This window comes from Aquibacillus koreensis (genome assembly GCF_025154055.1).
GTDB lineage: Bacteria > Bacillota > Bacilli > Bacillales > Amphibacillaceae > Aquibacillus_C > Aquibacillus_C koreensis.
The window spans coordinates 120,939-141,508 of record NZ_JAOALK010000053.1 but is presented as its reverse complement, the minus strand read 5'-3'; the positions used below and the strand labels follow the sequence as shown (position 1 = coordinate 141,508).

The following is a 20,570-nucleotide window of genomic DNA, read 5'->3' as shown; positions in this document are numbered from 1 at the left end:
GATAAAAGCTATTGAATTCTCTCTTTACGATGAATTTTATCCCAAATGTATGTGTGATTTGTGGGAATATAGACTTATGTTAAGTCTATGTTAAGTGCAAATAAATATACTTATTGTAGAAAAAGGTAGAAAAATGTAGAAAAGAGCAAATAGATCATTTTCTAAATGCTTGTTATTTTTTAAGATTTCTTTAAGAACGATGATTTATGGTGCAGGAGGATTGGGTTATATATTCAAAATTAACTGTTCTATTAAAAAAAAATTGAGGGGGGAAAAATGGAAAAACACTGTAACCTGAATTATTTAAATGAAGGAAACGTTGGTTACAAAGGTTATAAAAACAAGGGGATTTTATGAATAAGTAAGGTGAAGATTTACAATCTAATAGAGTAGTAATTTTCTAGGATGTACCAAACTTAAATGCATGCATATCTATTTATTTTACTGGGGGGAAAATGATGAGTAGTTATCACTCTGAAATCGAAATGGTAAATAAAAGTCGCAAACTTAAATATAGACGCAGAAGAATTATGAAACGCTCTCAGACACTAGCGAAACTATTTTTTATTGCAATTCTTATATTCACGACACTTGCTTCAAGTTATGGGAGTACGACTGTTTTTGCGCAAGACAATGTTGTGCGTGATGATACAAGTGGGGATTTTGATTATAATCCGGTGTTAGGTGAGGACGTGCAAGTGGATCCTGATTTTGAAGTTATTGCAGAAGAGGGAGATGTCTTTTCAGAAGGGAATATTCGCTTTGAAATTTCTGATGGACATGTAGAATCAGAAAAGTTCTTTATTCCAGAAAATTCTCAAGTGCAGCTAGATGGATCAACATTACTCTATAGTGATGGTGAATTTTTATTAGATGGTGTACCTGTAGCTACTGTGAATGGCACAAATAATGGAGATGGGACTGCACTTCAAATTGATTTATCCGCTCCGCTTGAAAATGGGGATTTTGAGAAAGAATTAGATAGTGGTGAAGTTCAAGATTGGACGATTAATGATACGAGTCAACACCCTTCCAAGGGTTTGGTCAATCAAATCTGGTTAGGTGAATTAGCTACAAAAACAAAAGGGAGAACTTATCAAAGTTTTGATGGGAATGGGCCATATACTGCAACAGGTCCAAATGGAGAATATACCTATGAGACTGATGTTAATTATAGTGGTATTTTAAATAGTGAGCGTATAGCTGCAAGTATAGAAGGTAATGAAGTATTATTTAGTACTGGTTCAGGAACTCTAGTAAAAGGGTTGATAGATGATAATGGTAATAATCGACTTGAGCTTGGATTTAAGTCCGGCAGTATCAATAGTAGTGCCTCTGGGTATGGGAGCGTATTTCGCATAGAAGCATGGAGCACACCGTTTCAGGCGAGAGCTGGAGATGCATTGTACTTTGATTGGCGAGCTTTCACGGTTCCAAATGATACAAGTAACTACGATGATTTTGAAGTGTATGGCTTTATTGTTGATAACGAGGGTAATCATACAGAGATCTTGTATGGTCGTGGTAAAGATCAGAAATGGACTACTGTGCAAAAAGAAATCCAAGAAGATGGCGAGTACCAATTCCGTTTTGTTTCTGGTTCGTTTGACCAAACAGATGGTGGGAAACTAGGAGCTACTTTATGGATTGATAACGCACGAGTGGTTAGTAATAAAATTGTGAAAGATGTTGTTGATGCTATTGGGCAAATGGTGCATTATCAAAATCCACAATATAGTGGAGACCGAAACGTTAACATAAGTGTAACGAAGGAAAACGGGGAAACTAGCGAATTAGTAGATTCCGATGTAATAATTGAGATGATGACCCAAGAAGAATGGTTGGAAAATGGCTTATCGATTATAGAACCGAATGAAGGAACATTATTGTATGACACCAACACATTAGTAACGATTACTGGAGCTACTAGGGGAGATTCGTCTGTGAATGTTTCTATTGAGGATCCAAATGATCAAGTAGTATTTAATGGGCAACCAGCTGTAGATGAAGATGGAAAATGGACAATTGATTATCAAGAAGGAAATTTAATCCAGGGTGAATACACGATTAAAGCGACTGCCTCTAAGGATGGTGCGACGTCAAATGCAGTTACAAGAATTTTTACATTTGTGGATACATCGGAACTTGAAAATTATATTGCGGACGACATACCAGTAATTGTTAAGGATAAAGAAGATTATCAAAACGGCTGGTCTGCATATCAAGAGAAGTTAACCGAGTCTCAAGATTTTCTTGCTAGTATTGAAAACGAATCTTCAACGCCGACACAAACAGATGTTGATCAAGTATTACAGGAACTTAAACATGCTGTTGAAGCGCTAAAAAAACATGCACCAATTGAAATAAATCCTGCCACCTATGAACATGGCGGAAGTATAATAGTGATTGAATTTGATAAACAGGTTACTTTAACCAATTCTACAAATCCTGGAGAAGGATTCACGGTTTCGGTGGCTGGAGCAAACTATCCGGTTAAAGGTGCTTCTTCGAATGGGAATTTAGTTACATTAACCGTAGATCAAGCACTAGATAGTGATGCTAAACAAGTCCAAGTTAATTATGATGGCACAACCGGTAACCTTTACGGTGATGAACAAAACGGTTCTGCAGATGAGTCGTTTAGTATTATTGCTACAGATGAATTTGGTGCTGGATTACAGATAGTGAATACGAGTGGAAATACAGATGATAGAACACCAACATTTAATGGTTCTGTTCACACCAATGCAGACAGAGTGAGTTTAACGATTAAATATCAGGATCGTGAGATTATTGCGGGACTTGAAGATGTTGAAGTTGATTTAGATTCGGGTAAATGGACATATACAGTCCCAAGTAATATTGCATATGGTGGTGACTATACAGTAGAGGTCACTGCAACTAACAATGAAGGTGAAGCAAGAACAGTTACAAAATCAAAAACGTTTTATATTGTAAATAAAGAAAATCTTCAAGCAGAACATGATGCTGCAGAGGAATTAGTAGAAGAAGATTATCGATTAGGTTGGGATGATTTTGAAAAGGCGCGTCAGCATGCGGAAAGTGTATTAAATAAGCCAACTGCTTCTCAAGCTGATGTTGACCAAGAAATAACTGATCTTAAAGATGCTGTAGATGCACTAGAAAAGCATGCACCAATTGAAACAGACCCTGCCACCTATGAACATGGTGGAAATAAAATAGTCATTCAATTTGATAAAAAGGTTACTTTAACCAATTCTGAAAATCCTGAAAAAGGGTTTACAGTTTCGATGGATGGAACAAACTATCCGGTTATAGGTGCTGATTCGAATGGGAATTCAGTTACATTAACCGTAGAACAAGCACTAGATAGTGACGCTAAAGTAGTCCAAGTTAATTATGATGATACAACCGGTAACCTTTACGGTGATGAACCAAACGGTTCTGCAGATGAGTCGTTTCGTATTAGCGCTACAGATGAATTTGGTGCTGGATTACAAATAGTTAATACGAGTGGAAATACAGATAATAGAACACCAACATTTAATGGTTTTGTTCACATCGGCGCAGACAGTGCGAGTTTAACGTTTAAAAATCAGGATCGTAAGATTATTGCAGAACTTGAGAATGTTGAAGCTGATTTAGAATCAGGTGAATGGACATATACAGTTCCAAATGATTTTGCTTATGGTGGTGACTATACGGTAGAGGTCACTGCAACTGATGAAGATGGAGACAGAACAGTAACAAAATCAAAAACGTTTTATATTGTGAATAAAGAAAATCTTCAAGCAGAACATGATGCTGTAGATGACTTTGTAGAGGAAGATTATCGATTAGGTTGGGATAATTTTGAAAAAGCGCGTCAGCATGCGGAAAGTGTATTAAATAAGCCAACTGCTTCTCAAGCTGATGTTGACCAAGAAATAACTGATCTTAAAGATGCTGTAGATGCACTAGAAAAGCATCCACCAATTGAAACAGATCCTGCCACCTATGAACATGGTGGAAATAAAATAGTCATTCAATTTGATAAAAAGGTTACTTTAACCAATTCTGAAAATCCTGAAGAAGGGTTTACGGTTTCGGTGGATGGAACAAACTATCCGGTAAAAGGTGCTTCTTCGAATGGGAATTCAGTTACATTAACTGTAGATCAAGCACTAGATAGTGACGCTGGACAAGTCCAAGTTAATTATGATGGCACTACCAGTAACCTTTACGGTGATGAACAAAACGGTTCTGCAGATGAGTCGTTTCGTATTATTGCTACAGATGAATTTGGTGCTGGATTACAAATAGTGAATACGAGTGGAAATACAGATAATAGAACACCAACATTTAATGGTTCTGTTCACCATGATGCAGACAGTGTAAGTTTAACGTTTAAAAATCAGGATCGTAAGGTTATTGCAGAACTTGAAAATGTTGAAGCTGATTTAGATACAGGTGAATGGACATATACAGTTCCAAATGATTTTGCTTATGGTGGTGACTACACGGTAGAGGTCACTGCAACTGATGAAGGTGAAGACAGAACAGTTACAAAATCAAAAACGTTTTATATTGTAAATAAAGAAAACCTTCAAGCAGAATATGATGTTGTAGATGACTTTGTAGAGGAAGATTATCGATTAGGTTGGGATAAATTTGAAGAGGCACGTCAGCATGCCGAAAGTGTAATAAATGATCCAACTGCTTCTCAAGCTGATGTTGACCAAGAAATAACTGATCTTAAAGATGCTGTAGATGCACTAGAAAAGCATCCACCAATTGAAACAGACCCTGCCACCTATGAACATGGTGGAAATAAAATAGTCATTGAATTTGATAAAGAGGTTACTTTAACGAATGCTAAAAATCCTGAAGAAGGGTTTACGGTTTCGGTGGATGGAACAAACTATCCGGTTAAAGGTGCTTCTTCGAACGGGAATTCAGTTACATTAACCGTAGAACAAGCACTAGATAGTGACGCTGGACAAGTCCAAGTTAATTATGATGGCACTACCAGTAACCTTTACGGTGATGAACAAAACGGTTCGTCAGATGAGTCGTTTAGTATTAGCGCTACAGATGAATTTGGTGCTGGATTACAGATAGTGAATACGAGTGGAAATACAGATGATAGAACACCAACATTTAATGGTTCTGTTCACCATGATGCAGACAGTGTAAGTTTAACGTTTAAAAATCAGGATCGTAAGATTATTGCAGAACTTGAAAATGTTGAAGCTGATTTAGATTCAGGTGAATGGACATATACAGTCCCAAGTAATATCGCTTATGGTGGTGACTATACGATAGAGGTCACTGCAACTGATGAAGGTGAAGCAAGAACAGTTACAAAATCAACAACGTTTTATATTGTAAATAAAGAAAATCTTCAAGCAGAATATGATGCTGCAGAGGAATTAGTAAAGGAAGATTATCGATTAGGTTGGGATAATTTTGAAAAGGCGCGTCAGCATGCCGAAAGTGTAATAAATAAGCCAACTGCTTCTCAAGCTGATGTTGACCAAGAGATTGCCGATCTTAAAGTTGCTAGAGATGCACTAGAAAAACATGCACCAATTGTAGAACGTACATTTTACCATCATGGACACAATAACATCTATATAGTGTTCGACAAAGATGTTATGTTTACAGATGTGGAAACAGATCTAACCTCTGGATTCACTGTTTCGGTGGACGGCAAAGAAATTGACATTGTAGCGGTGGAGAGAATTGGTGAAGATTTAGATGGTAAGACTCAGGAACTAAAACTTTCTTTACGAAAAGATGTAGAGTTATTAAGCGAAATTGAAGTGAAAGTAGATTATAGTGAAAAAGATGGAAACTCTAATCTAAGTGGTGATGAAGAAAATGGCACGGCTGTAGAGGATTTCGAACATGTTTCAAGCGATGATTTTGGCCTTGCATTGCAAATATCCAATCCAAATGCAATTACTAATGATACAACACCATCTATATTAGGTACTGCCGATAAAAGTGCTGACAGTGCATCAATTACTATTATTGGACCGAATGGTGAAGAGACAGTTGTAGATCAAGACGGATTAACCATTGGTTCAGATGGCAAATGGATATATCAAGTAGAGGAAAAGCTTGTGCCGGGTGAATACGAAGTGGTTGTGACGGCATCTGAAGCAGATCGCGAAGATGTCATCAAGCAGCATGCTTTCACCGTAGTGGATAAGGAAGATTTAATCAAGTTAAAAGATATGATTGATAGTAAAATGTTAAAGGGGAATTTTTACACTGAGGGCACATGGAAAGAGTATTCAACTAAGAATTCGAATGCTGAGAGTGTGATTCATAATCCAAATTCAACACAAAGTGAAGTTGATGCAGCACGTAAGGAATTGCAAGCAGCTTACGATAACCTTTTATTGAAAACTGTAAAAGAAGCCCTAGATAAAGCTGAAATAGAAAAGAAACTAGCTAATAAAACGAAAAAGGTATATACAGATACTGGTGGTTCTGAAAGTGATGATGCTTACCAAGATGTCAATGACGAACTAAACAACTTGGAAGAAGAGTTAAAAAAGAAGCCAGTTGAACTAGATTTAGACAAATTATTGTACCGTATTGATGAATTAAAAAAGGCTAGAGAGAATTTAGAACTAGCAACAGATCAATTGATTTCTGATCAATTGAAGGAAGCTGCCCGTTTCTTAACAAGAGATACTGCTTTTACATTCAGTGAGGATGACACGTGGGAAAGTGTCACATTGAAATTCCTTATGTTATCTGAAGGACCTTATGATACAAAGATAACATGGTCATCAAACCAGTCTAAGGTTATTTCAATAGATGGCAACAAAGCTACCACAGATCGCCAAGGATCTGATAAATCAGTAATCTTAACAGCTACGATTTCAAAGGGTAATCAAAAGATAGAAAAAACATTTCTGGTAATTGTCAAGCGAGCTAACATTTCGAAAAAAGTAAGCGAAACAACCAAACGGAATGCGAGTGTGGGAGTGAATAACAATACGTCACCTACTCCATCGATTGAGCGAATTAATCTATTCGCTAACGATAACCAGCTTGTGAACAAAATTGACAAAATTATTGTGAATGACGGAATGGTTCCTGCGGATACTACAGGCACATTCTCAGTCTATTTACCGGATGATCAAGCAAACATCGCAGATGAACTTGCGCTAGAAGTTACTGCTGATACCTTAAAGAAATTAAAAGGCATTCTAGAATTGAAAACGGACCAAGCAACAATAGTTCTTAATCAATCAGCAGTACAGAGCTTGGCTGACAATGATTTGGAGTTATTTTTCAGAATCGTACCATTAAGAGATGAAACAGATAAAGATGATGTTTCAAAACGAATGGTGGCAGACCAATCTGTACTAGAAGAGATCAAGAAAGTAAGTGGAAGTGCTTCTGCTAGATTAGTAGGTACACCAAAAGAAATTGAAACGAATTACTCTGGGTATAAAACAGATATAATATTACCTATTGGAGAATTTTATCATGATGGTCTTGATTTAGATCGCTTGCGTGTTTATATCGAGCATAGTGATGGAACGATTGATGTTCAAAAAGGAACGATCATCTATGAGAACGATACGCCGTCTGGATATAAGTTTTCTGTAGATAAGTTTAGTACGTTTACATTATTTGAAATAGAAGTTTCAGAGGACTCTACTACTGAAACAGTTGATAAAGAAGAAAACCAATTACCAAGTACTGCATTAAATATGTATAATGATTTGATTATTGGTGTGTTACTGTTCGGATTTGGAATATTTATGTATTACGTTCAACGACGTAGACGAGAAAATTAATAGAATTTCAGTAACTGTCACCACCTACAAATCGATGAATTGTAGGTGGTGCTTTTTTCTTTTATCTAACTAAGGGGTCAGACCCTGTCGAAAGACAAATTGGCCGATTTGTCCTTGAGGGGTGGACAATGAATGGAAATATGCAAAAGGTGAACTTTTGTGATTCTCTTTATTCCTTTTGCCTGGCACCAAGTAAATATTTGTAGTGCTAGATGTATCGAAGGAAACACATAAACTGGTTAAGAATAACTACATGCCGCATTAAGAGCAGCTGAAAAATAGAGCAATATTAAAAGAAATAGCCGCCCCCTTGATCAAGGGGACGGCTATTTCTTTTCTTTGTTTAATTATGTAAGAGTTGGGAATTAAGTAGCATAGTTTATTTTGATTTTTGGAGGAAAACTATGAGAAAAAATAAAACATTAAAAGTGAAGCGTTTGCTTTTAAAAGCATTTTTCGTATTTATAACAATCTTTTTTATTACTGTTTTAGTCGGTGGCTTGTATGTACATGAATTGGTAGAAGGCGCACCAAAAATAGATGACGAGGACTTTCATTATTCAAATTCATCGACATTATATGATCACGATGATAAACCCATGTTTACTTTAGATAACGGAGTAGACCGGCAATCTACTAGTATTGAGAAAGTTCCCCAACTTGTAGAAGACGCGTTCATCGCCATTGAAGATGTGCGTTTTTATGAGCACTCAGGACTTGATTTTAAACGGATTGGAGCGGCAGTTATATCTAATATAACGGATGGATTTGGTTCTGAAGGAGGGAGCACGATTACCCAACAAGTGGTTAAAAACTCCCTACTTACTTCAGATAAAACGATGGAGAGAAAAGTTCAGGAAGCATATCTTGCTCTTCAATTAGAGGAAGAGTATTCAAAAGATGAAATTCTCGAACTCTATTTAAATAAGATATATTTTGGTAATGGCGCATATGGGATTGTGATTGCAGCTGATACGTATTTCGGAAAAGACTTAAAGGCGTTAACGATTGAAGAAGCTGCTTTATTAGCAGGGCTTCCTCAGCGTCCGACAGATTATGATCCGTATCAAAATCCTGAACTAGCAAAAGAACGTCGGAACACGGTTCTATTTGTTATGAACGAGCACGGTTTTATAACTGATAAAGAATATAATCAGGCGAAAAGCGTTCCAATTACAGACATGCTTCAAGATCAAAGTAACCCTTATGATATTTCTGATGCCTACATGGATCAAGTTTATAAAGAACTAGAGAACATGGAAGAAATAGACACATCCATGATTTACAATGGGGGTCTGGAAATATATACAACCTATGATAAAAGTGCCCAACAACATGTGGAAAAAGTATTAAATACGGATGAATTTATCACGTACCCAGATGATCGATTTCAAGTGGGATTGACAATGATAGATAATCTAACAGGTGGAATTAAAGCGATCGGAGGGGGGCGGAATCAGGAATCTGGAAAGAGTCGAATCAACTATGCAACGAATATCGAACGTTCACCAGGTTCTACGATTAAGCCGATACTAAGCTATGGTCCCTCTATTGAATATTTAGAATGGTCGACCTATAAGCAAATAGAAGATGAAGAAATAACTTATACCGACACGGATAAGGTAATAAATAATTATGATGATCGTTATCATGGTATCGTATCGATGCGTGAAGCATTAAAAAGATCATGGAATGTACCCGCAGTGAAAACATTTAAAAAAGTAGGAAGTGAACGTGCCGGGGAATTTGCATCTAAGTTAGGACTATCTTTTGACGGTCCTATTTATGAATCCTTTGCACTTGGTGCCTTTGAAGAAGGAATTTCTCCATTAGAGCTCGCAGGTGCATATGCTGCGTTTGGAAATGAAGGAGTCTATAATAAGCCCCATGCGATTAGGAAGGTTGTATTTCCTAATGGGAAAGAAATTAATATGAAGCCTGAACCAGTTGCTGCAATGAGGGAGTACACCTCCTATATGATAACGGATATGCTACAAACTGTTGTTGAAGAAGGAACAGGTAGTAATGCAAATATAGAAGGTATGGAAGTAGCGGGAAAAACAGGTACTACAAACTTTAATGAAGAAACAATACAAAAATATAATATTACAGAGGCTGGCGTTCCGGATAGTTGGTTCACTGGTTATACAACAGATTATACGATTTCCGTATGGACAGGCTACCCGCAAGTAAGTGAAGAAAACTATATAAAAACAAGAGAAGACAAACAAATTGCCGAAATAATATTTAGAGATGTAATGGCTAAAACGGTAGATGAGAATACTAAAGACTTTGAGAAGCCAGACTCTGTTGAAAAAATAACCTTTAACACCAGAACAGGTGAAAAAAAAACAGAAAGTTCTCGCAAGTCTAATATTAGAACAGAATTATTCGTTTCTGGAACATCACTTGATGATGTCCACAGCCTTGTTGAAGATGGTTTTGAGCAGGAACAATCTTATTATTACTATCAAGATTCGAATAGTAATGATAAACAAGATGAAAAAAATGATTCTACTGAACAAGAAAATCAAGAAGAATCAAGAGAAGAAAAACAAGAAGATAAGGAAGAAACAAAAGAGGAAGAGGAAGAAGCAATAGATTCCGATCAACCAGAAGGTGAGGAAGAAGAAACAATAGATTCCGACCAGCCAGAAGGTGAGGAAGAAGAAACAATAGATTCCGACCAGCCAGAAGGTGAGGAAGAAGAAACAATAGATTCCGACCAACCAGAAGGTGAGGAAGAAGAAGCAATAGATTCCGACCAACCAGAAGGTGAGGAAGAAGAAGCGTCAGATTCCGATCAACCAGAAGGTGAGGAAGAAGAAGCAATAGATTCCGACCAACCAGAAGGTGAGGAAGGGGAACCAACAGATTCTGAGCAGTCTGAGGGTGTAGGGGAAGAATCCACAGATCCCGAGCAGTCAGAAGGTGGAGAAGAGGAAATCACAGATTCCGATCAATCAGAAAGTGTAGAAGAGGAATCCACAGGTTCTGAGCAATCAGAAAGTGTAGAAGAGGAATCCATAGATTCTAACCAACCAGAAGTTGAATAATTATAATTTTCTAGTACTTGGCATTAACAGTATTATCAATATAATGTCAAATTTCGACAGGGTCTGACCCCTTTTGTACGAGGAAAAGTGCTGGCGCTCGCATTTGGATGTGTTTTTGATTGGACATTGTTGAACTTACTGAATTACGTGTCGGGTTCACTGAATTACGGGTTGGGTTCACTGAATTATGTGTCGGGTTCACTGGATTCCGTGTCGGGTTCACTGAATTCCATGTTGCTTTTCACTCAATAGTTCGATTCCCCCATACGTTACTGCTCTAACATGTGTTGCTGCTGCACCAGTGATATGACGAACTAGAGAAGCTACCATATTCAACTACTAAAGATATAAGCTGAAGGAAGAAGCGGATAGCCTTTGGACTTGAAACATCTTATAACAATCTATTGCTAAACACTTTTATCACCCTAAATCGCAAGGGTACAAAATGATTGTACGTATCCGAAAGGGCAAGCTAATTCTTGTGTTATTCCCAAATCAAAATTAGCAAAAACATTGATACAATAACTAAAATAGCAGTACGAATTCACTTGTGAATCGCACTGCTATTTCATGTGTGTTTTTATTTTTTTCTCATGAACCGAACCCGTTACTCATAGGCGAAGAGTTTTTTAATGTTTAGTTACGCTTTTTGAACATTTGCTGCTTGTGGTCCGCGGTTACCTTCTTCAATTTCAAAAGTTAATTGTTTTATAAAAGAGAGAATGGGCACGTGTAAAGTACCAACCAACTAGACAATTTATTCATGTACATATATTTCCATCTGCCTTTCGACATGGTCTAATCCCCCGTGATATAATACATAGTAGCTAATCGGTTACGTAGACGTCATTTGAAACAATGAGTTTCAATGAGAGAATAAGCAAAAAGAACTGATGTATGACTTGAAAAGCAATACATTATATACAAGAAAGTTTTAGCTGTAAAGTCGTTTCATGTTAATTGGGGTCAGGAATGTTATAAATTTATAAGCTTTGGAGAGTAGGAGATGGAGAGCAGGATGGATCGTGTAAAAGTACATAGACAGATTATTAACTACATCATGCCGTTTACATTTAAACTGCCATATAAAGAAATATACGACAAGTTACATAGTAGTTTGGAATGGAATGAAATCACAAGTTCTCAAAGAGAAAATATGATGGAGCATATTGACGTATTAGTAAGAAGAGATCCCACAGTAAATCAAAGGGAGTCTATTGGGAGACAATATGAATTAAACCAAAATGGTAGGGCGGCAAATGATCTTCTTAAGAATCATAAAGGTATTTACACATTTCATCACAACCAGAAGGATAGGGAAGGTCACACCTTTACATTTAGTATCCCTTCGATTCGTTTATTTACGTTCGAAACACATATTGGTTTTGTTGTGTTTTCCATAAAATACGAAAACAATCCAACTGTTGATGAGGTTATCGATAACAACTACTTCCTAAAGAGCTTTTCGAAGCATTATGGAAGGGTTTCTTACCAATTTCCTGTCTTCGATCGTGTCAACCGTTATCTCAAAGGAAATAATATCATAATTGATAATAAAAAAATTGGGCAAGCGATGAAATATGGGAATACCCCAGAAAAAATTATCGCAGGGTTAGCGGAGATGGATGCGGCTACTGATTATAGTCATTTAAAGGATGAAGAAATAAAAATGCTGGCAACGCATTATGAAGAAAAAGCCCTAAGCCAGTTAGTTCGAGATCTAGTTGAGGAATTCGAACCGGTTACGTTTTTTCAAGATTACCAAAAGGATTATAGAAATGACGGGACAGAGGATAGACAAGGGATGAAAACCTATCCTAGTTATGCCCTCACCTATACAGCTCTAACGATGGACAAACAGTTTCTGAGCATAGCAGATGACAAGAAAAAAGAGTGTATGGAAAGAACGCTATTTAAGATGAGGCGAACGTACAAGGATTCCTATAAACCTTGTGCAAGGGATTTGGATTTAGAAAATGCGGAGCAAGTGTACCAAGCTTTTGAGAATAGCTATTGGGGCTATTCATTAGAGGGGTTAGCTAACTTATCCTTTTTGGTAGAGGATGAAAAGACGAATCGATTTTTTGAGAGTAATTATTATGGCAATTTGGAACGAGGCTATTTTTATTTATTTATTATTGCTTTGCATCAGCGTTATGCGCTCATTAAATTATCAAAGGAAGCAACACTGTTGCCAAATTCCCTTGAAGGACTTGTAAAAGATAAGCATAACCAAATAGATAAACTGCGTGAGAAAATAGCCTACTTTAACTTACGATGTGCATTTAAACACGTTTCTTATATTTCGCATCAGGACTACATCTATCAAAGATTTTACGTGGCATTGCAGATTGATGATTTAATGACAAAGATTGAATCGGAGGTAGAGTCTTTAGGTGCATTAGTAGATTTGCAAAAAGAGGCGAGACGTAAAGGAACGGAAATACTAATTGTCTGGTTAACTACAATATTTGCGGTCATATCAACGGTATCTGCGTTGTGGACAATATATAAAGACTTTTTACTAGTTGGTTACCAACGACCTGTGTTTTACGGGACAACAGCTTTTATCATAGTAGTAGCTTTGGGCGTTGTCTTTTTCAGAAAACGACTACTGAATAAAGGAACATAACTTAATTTTTATTGGCAGAAAAGTAAGTATAAAGGTTTCTTAAGCTGCATAAGTGTAACTAGGCAATCACCGTCACTTTTGTGCTTGGTGCGAGCCTTATACATGAAGACGTAGTAGATTTTTAGATTCATAATTGCTTCAACAGAGAATCAAATAATTGGAGGCAGAGATATGCAAGTGGCCGAGAAATATAACGTCAATCTTTTGGGGGAATCATCACTTCTTAACGATTTGACCAATATAATAGAGAAAGAATCATCCTTTGTTATTAATATATTTGGAGAACAAGGAACAGGAAAAACGTTGCTCATTCACTACTTAGAGCAAATGGGGCATGTAAGGTGTACCGTAGAACAACTGGAAAGCAATGAAGCAGATTCGATCATTGAGTCTGTTGGTGACGATAAGATTATTCTGATTGATGATGTCGATCATTATACGCCTAAGCAGCAGTTTAGAGAACTGATGTCTGAAACATTTAGAAAATTTGGGCACGTTAAGGTGATCTACACGAGTAATACGAAATTTTTTACAGAAGCATTACCAGCTATTACTAATTTTAATATAGAAATAGGAAACAGAACATTTACCTACGATGAATTTGTTTCTTACATAAAGAATCCACATGGCGGCACGCAAATTGTTGCAGGTTGCGAGATACCGGAAAATATCATAAAAAACATGCACCTTTTTGCTACATACTGCAAAAACTTTACTATTTTATCTGATGTGATTGAGTCAGTAACCGCAATGATCAAAAGGAATAATAATATTACCCCACAAGAATTTGTTCATATCCTAACGAAGTCTGATCTGTTTCTAAAGGTGAAAAAGGACTTAGTTATCGATACAAAAAGTGTTGATGACAGTGATTATTTATTTATCATTCGTATGAAAGATAAAATTGAAAAGTTATGTGATATTATCCTAGATTGCTATCCGGATGAACGCGTGCTTTATGAAGTGTTAAGAAATCAATTTAAAAATTCTACTTTTATTGAAGATACCTTTCAACTGCCTATCCAGTATGAAGATAAGGTATTAAATATTTGTTTAACCTATGATCCAATTGAGCTGTTGGTGAAGCTACTCGGACCGCGTGATATTATCCTAAAGTTGAATGAGTTAAATATGGGTGAGGCATCCTTTACTAACTCGATTGAGGATAAAGCAAAATTGATTTTAAAGAGTATCGGCATGAACATTTTAAATAAGCCAAAAGGCATCCTCTTTTTTCATGATCGCTTTCAATCCAATTACAAGCGAATTATGGATATAGAAAGTAGTAATATGAGTAAGGAATATTTAATTGGATTAGGGATTTCGTGTTATCAAGATCTTGAAAATGTTTTCTATGAGATGCTTAACTTCTATGCAACGTATTTCAATCAATCTTTATCCAATTTCTTGCAAGAATACAACACCACGTATCCAAATGAAAAGGTTCATGATAAGAGAATTACATTTGGCAAATATATCGGATTGTTCTCCTTTTTAAACAAAATTTGTAAGCAACAAGACTATCAGTTGAAAATGTTTAACCTTAAGAAGCGTGACAATCACATTATTCCAACTAGGTTACTGACGAATATCCAGGAATTATCATCTTTTCGCTCTTTTTTTACACACTTTCAAAAGGTGTCATTTGAGGTGCCATTTAAAACCTATCAGAAGCGTGTCATAAAAATACATGAGTATGCTTTATCTATTCTGCAGGAATTTATTGATTCAAGAATTTTCCCTGAGATCATTAAAATAAAAGAGGTTCGATTTGATGAATTTGGGAGAAAGCAATTCGTAGCAGCAGATTGGAAAAATGCTGAGATAAGGTTTAGTCTTTCTTCTAATGTGGAAAATATCGATATTTATTCTCACTATTATATGCTTAGAAATGAACAATCCATTGCGATTAACCCGGTTTTGATACCGAGATATCTGGAGGATAATCGGGAAATGTTTGACGGAGCGGGTTATGATAAATCCTCCCAAACCCAACTAATTCAAGGGTCAACGTTAATTAATAAGATTACACCAATGAAAAACGCAAGGGTATTAGACATCGGCTGTGGAAATGGGAAGACTACAGTAGAATTATTCAGGAAAGAACCAAGTGTTTCTATTGATGCCTGTGACATTTCACAAAGCATGATTGACAAAGCAATAGAGAATCGTCAAAGCGAAGGGATCGCGCAAGAAAATATTCATTTTTATTGTAAGGATGCGATTGATCTAGATGAAAACGAACAATATGATTTAGTGTTTAGTAATGCAGCCTTACATTGGATTGTAGATAGTGAAAAAATGTACACCAAAATTTATAACAGCTTAAAAAACGGTGGGAAATTGGCGGTTCACCAAGGTGGATCTGAATGTTATGCTGGCTTACACGAAAAAGTGAAAAAAGCCATCGATGAACTTGACTTTAATATGTATTACCAAAACTGGACGTATCCAATTTTCTACCCTACTAAGTCACAATTTCATAGCCTCTTAGGCTTCATCGGGTTTCGAGATGTGCGTATTGATAGTGTAGAGACGGATGGTAGTGAATATCCGAATTTAGTAGAAAACTTCGCCAATGCAGGAATGCTTCCGTATCTTAATCATTTACCAGATGAGAATCTAAAGAAAAAGCTAAAGCGGACGTATTTCAATTTATGCGAAGTGGAAAAGGTCAATCAATATACACATCGATTATATGCATTTGCCACGAAGGGAGATTAATCGTTGAAATTAACGTTTGCTATAAAAAGGGTTATTCCTAAAACAGAGAAATCAATACGAAATCAGATCTGGGACATTCTTTGTGAATGTGACAAAGAATTCGTACCGCCACTCTCAGCGCGTGAAAGCTCCACGCAGTCGACATTATCATCATCAGAAGGGCAGGATATCAAGCCTTTTTCTTATTTTGAAAAAATGACGGAGCAGCATTTTATTTTGGCTATAGATGAAGAAAAGAATCATGTTATTGGTTTTATGACGTTTAAAAGCAATTATTATACGGAAGAGTTGAAAAACTATTCGCCAAGCAATTACATCACCACGATTTGTATTAAACGAGACTATAGAAACTATGGAATAACGAGAAAGTTATATCAATTTATGAAGGATGATATTAAACAGCAGGGGTTAGAGGAGCCTTATCTTACTACAAGAACATGGTCATCAAATGACGCACATATTCATATCTTAAAATCCCTTCAGTTTGATACGGTGGAGCGGCTAAAGGACCACCGTGGCCCCGGCGTAGATACGCTTTACTTTGGGCGCAAGGTATCGGAACGGACTAAGAATTAAAGCTCAAACGCTACACTTTGATGCTATCATCACCCTTAATACGACGTAATTTGTCGAAAGGGTGATGTAGTTTTTTCTTTAAGTTTTTATGACCACTAGTGATTAATCTTGTCACGCCAATTATTAGCAATGTATTATAGTTTCACCTTAGAGTCTTGGGGTAAAATTCGAAAAGATGAAGACAGGTGATTACTACTTAATTTTTGAGAGCAAATAGCTGTTATATCATTCATAGCTTTTACAACATCAATGCCATCAATCATTACCTTGAATTGCTCCCCTTTTTTAATTAATAGTAAGAATGATAGGAGTTTGGAGAAGTTTGAGGTATCTATAATTCTGTTATTTTTAATAAAATAAATAGTGCCACTATATTCTTTTGCATAAGCGTGTATATTTATTATCGTATTTACTCTTAATGATTTCTCTAATAATAACTGTGATGAGATAACTTTTCTCACTTTAGTTTCCTCCCTAGATTTATATGATATAAATAATCTGCAGAGCTACAATTAATTGTAATGTAGTACCTACTGCATATTTTATTCGCATTTTGTCAGTTATTCTGTCTTCTATAATTTATCTTCGACCACAATAGCAAGATTGTCGTCCATTTCTGGTTCACTTATTCTCTCCAATTGTGTTGCGTTCAATTTGCTCAGAATAGTTTCGAACCAAATACAAATCCTAATATTAGAAGAACAACTAGGATAAATATTAAAAGCTTTGCAAGACCGGCGGAAATATTAGCTAAACCTCCAAATCCAAACAAGCTAGCTATAATTGCAATAATCAAAAAAATGAGAATCCATTTCAACATATTGTTACCTCCCAAATTCAATGTATATATGTATTTAGCCATTTTTATAATTTTCAAACATTTATATTTGGATATAGCTATTTTTCCATTACATGAACTATTGATACATACAGAAGTGAACATCATACATACTTTGAAGGTAACACTCCTGAATAGAAAAAAATAAATAGCCTTGTTTTGAATTAACCTAATCAAATAAGAAGTTCAGAGCGACAAAAAGCATTCCTGTTGTTTTTAAGCAAAGAATCTATGTGGTGAAATCCACATAGATTCTTTGCTTAAGCTTGTCGTTGGTGAACACAAAGGACTAATGCATTGAGTTGACATTGCAGAAGCAAGTGTTCTTCTTGTTTCAAGGCCCCTGCGCTTTTCTAATGTTAATTTTCTTCAAAGTTATTTGCTCTATCCAAACATTGGCAAGATATATTCAACCAAGAACCACAAAATAATTATAAGTATTACTACATAGGCAAAATACTTAATAAAGGTGGTGGCGATTTGACTAGGATCTGATTTCTTTTCTTTTTTTTCATACTGAATATGTTCATCTCTATCGGACATCACTTACCCCTCCTTATTGGTAGATTGATAATCTAAACTACCATTTCCCGTTGCTAATCTGATTAAACATCTAAAACCTTTAGGGGTCAGACCCTGTCGAAAGACAAATCGGTCGATTTGTCCTTGAGGGGTGGACAACTAGGTTAGTCATTGTCAACAGCCGCAATGTCTATTAAAAGACTGACCCATCATTTTCAGGATTGTTTTTTGGGGAATAGGGAATTAGGAAGGAAAGGTGTTTTTATAGAGGAGTGAGTTTGATGGATAATCTTACAGTTGATGTTATTGGTATAGGGGTGGGGCCTTTCAATCTAGGTTTAGCTGCTTTACTCGATGAGAAGACAGAGTTATCGAGTTATTTCTTTGATGAGTCTGAAGAATTTGATTGGCATCCAGGTATGCTATTAGAGCATGCGGACCTTCAAGTACCTTTTCTTGCAGACCTAGTTACTTTCGCTAATCCGAAAAGCCGCTATTCTTTCCTGAATTATTTACATACAAAGAATCGTTTGTACAAATTTTATTTTTATCGCAAGTTTGATATCCCACGTAAAGAATATAACGATTACGCAAGGTGGGTGGTGAAGCAACTACCTCATTGCGTATTCAAATCGCAAGTGATTGATGTTATCGATAAAGATGGCTATTATGAAGTCCATGTTAACCACTGGGATATATCCGAAAGAAAGACATACTATGCGAAGAACATTATTATGGGAACAGGTAGCAAGCCTTTATTGTTAAAGGGAGCAGACGGTTTGCCGAAAGAAGATGTGCACCATTCAAGTGACTACTTATATCACAAACCAACCACTGTCCAAGGGAAATCAATTACTGTGATTGGCTCGGGACAGAGTGCTGCAGAAATTTTCTATGACTTGTTGCAGGAAATGGATACGCATGATTTTCAGTTAACCTGGTTTACAAGGTCTCCTGGCATTTTTCAATTAGATGAATCGAAGCTTGGTCAAGAGGTATTCACCCCTGACTATGTTGATTATTTTCATCAATTGCCATTTGCCGAGCGGATGGAGGCATTACAACATCTGAAGCAACTTCGAAAAGGCATTGAAGGAACAACATTAACGAATATTTATCATTACCTGTATGATAAGTCGATTGATAATGAACACATTCCTGTTTCGATTCAGCCGTTAACGGAGTTAGAAGACATTCAAGAGAATGGCGGAGAATATACTTTAGCATGTCATCAATGGGAATTAAAAAAACGCTTTACACACAATAGTGAAAAAGTAATCCTGGCAACTGGCTATCAACCGCACATTCCTGATTGGTTCACGAACCGTTTCCGTGACAAGATCGAATGGGAAGATGATAAGCATTTTAAAGTGACGGACAATTATCAATTACAATTCAAAGAAGCAGGCCGAGAGCGTGAGCATCACTTCTATACGTTAACAAACTTGGATCATGCTTATGGGTCCGGTGCAACAAATTTAGCACTGTCCGTAAATCGAAATATACAAATCATTAACGATATTGCAGGAGAAGGAATCTACCCGATGCAACGCGATACATCATTCTCGCAGTTTTTTTAATGTAGGGGTCAGACCCTGTCGAAAGACAAAGTGGTCGATTTGTCCTTGAGTGGTGGACATTCAGGTGAGAGGGACACAAAAGGTTTTTAACTTTTTGTGTCCCTTTTCATTTCCAGTACAAGCTGCTGATGTATTTGTCGAGAGGTAGGTGCTTTTTCATTAAGGCTAGTGCCTACCTGCAACTAAACTATTGAGTACCTCACCTCTGCTTTTCATAGACAACTACCATTTAGGATTATCTTCATGTTTTGCATTAAGCGGAAGTCAGAAAAAATTTAAACAAATTTCAGCCAACATAGACACCAAATATCAATCACCTAACGATTATAGATATGAAGATACAATTAGAGGAGGTAGTAACAATGGAAAGGTCTACAATTACGGCAAAGGAAGTAGCAAAGTATATAGGGGTGCACACGGATACGATTTATGATTTGGTGCGTGAGGGTTGCTTTCCTCATATTCGTTTTGGAAGGAAGATTTTGTTTAGCAAGGAAGCCATTGATGGATGGGTAAGAGATCAGTCGAATGCATCCGTAACGAGCAAGGGTTAGAGTTGACGTTTTGTTGCAACGAAGTAGCGTGTGCCAGAGCTTATTGGTACACGCTACTGTTATGTGCGGAAAAATAACTTTGGTGGACTAGTGTACAGGGTCTACAAGTTGTAGCCACTATGTTTGCTAAAGAAAATAGTACAGGATGTATCTAGCAGGTATTTTATCAATACGATTGGGGCTGGATGGACGCCCTTTGAAAGAATTTATAGAAGTTGTTGCAGTCTGAAGAGTGTCCTCCATACGTGGAAAAATTAGCGAAGTGTCTTTCGACAGGGTCTGACCCCTTAATGACAGACGA

10 protein-coding genes are annotated in these 20,570 nt (G+C 36.6%); 7 read left to right on the top strand and 3 right to left on the bottom strand.

The genetic code is table 11. From position 1 onward, the window contains the following. Positions 1–458 precede the first annotated feature (458 nt). From NYQ66_RS15445 to NYQ66_RS15425, 5 genes are all read left to right on the top strand, one after another. Entirely contained in the window at positions 459–7,787 is a 7,329-nt protein-coding gene (locus tag NYQ66_RS15445; RefSeq protein WP_259870670.1) for a SwmB domain-containing protein, read from the top strand. A 404-nt stretch (positions 7,788–8,191) separates the two neighbouring features. Beyond that, positions 8,192–10,843: a transglycosylase domain-containing protein gene (locus NYQ66_RS15440; RefSeq protein ID WP_259870669.1), complete on the top strand. Its 2,652-nt coding sequence runs from the start codon at positions 8,192–8,194 to the stop codon at positions 10,841–10,843. Between the two features lie 1,018 nt (positions 10,844–11,861). Further along, positions 11,862–13,475: a hypothetical protein gene (locus tag NYQ66_RS15435; RefSeq protein WP_259870668.1), complete on the top strand. Its 1,614-nt coding sequence runs from the start codon at positions 11,862–11,864 to the stop codon at positions 13,473–13,475. A 171-nt stretch (positions 13,476–13,646) separates the two neighbouring features. Next, positions 13,647–16,199, top strand: coding sequence for a class I SAM-dependent methyltransferase (locus NYQ66_RS15430; protein WP_259870667.1), 2,553 nt, complete (start codon positions 13,647–13,649; stop codon positions 16,197–16,199). Between the two features lie 3 nt (positions 16,200–16,202). Continuing rightward, positions 16,203–16,775 carry a GNAT family N-acetyltransferase gene (locus NYQ66_RS15425; RefSeq protein WP_259870666.1) on the top strand — a complete coding sequence of 191 codons (573 nt, stop codon included), beginning with the start codon at positions 16,203–16,205 and terminating at the stop codon, positions 16,773–16,775. 134 nt (positions 16,776–16,909) lie between these two features. Here the strand turns inward: NYQ66_RS15425 and NYQ66_RS15420 are convergent, their stop codons facing one another. From NYQ66_RS15420 to NYQ66_RS15410, 3 genes are all read right to left on the bottom strand, one after another. Next, on the bottom strand, positions 16,910–17,236 hold the full coding sequence (locus tag NYQ66_RS15420; RefSeq protein ID WP_259870665.1) for a hypothetical protein: 327 nt from the start codon (positions 17,234–17,236) through the stop codon (positions 16,910–16,912). A gap of 197 nt (positions 17,237–17,433) precedes the next feature. Beyond that, entirely contained in the window at positions 17,434–17,595 is a 162-nt protein-coding gene (locus tag NYQ66_RS15415) for a DUF1328 family protein (RefSeq protein WP_259870664.1), read from the bottom strand. Positions 17,596–17,997: 402 nt separating this feature from the next. Beyond that, entirely contained in the window at positions 17,998–18,156 is a 159-nt protein-coding gene (locus tag NYQ66_RS15410; RefSeq protein WP_259870663.1) for a hypothetical protein, read from the bottom strand. 260 nt (positions 18,157–18,416) lie between these two features. Here NYQ66_RS15410 and NYQ66_RS15405 point away from each other — a divergent pair, with 260 nt between their 5' ends. After that, positions 18,417–19,715 carry a lysine N(6)-hydroxylase/L-ornithine N(5)-oxygenase family protein gene (locus tag NYQ66_RS15405; protein ID WP_259870662.1) on the top strand — a complete coding sequence of 433 codons (1,299 nt, stop codon included), beginning with the start codon at positions 18,417–18,419 and terminating at the stop codon, positions 19,713–19,715. Between the two features lie 362 nt (positions 19,716–20,077). Continuing rightward, positions 20,078–20,269, top strand: a complete 192-nt coding sequence (locus NYQ66_RS15400) for a helix-turn-helix domain-containing protein (RefSeq protein WP_259870661.1) — start codon at positions 20,078–20,080, stop codon at positions 20,267–20,269. The last annotated feature ends 301 nt before the right edge of the window (positions 20,270–20,570 follow it).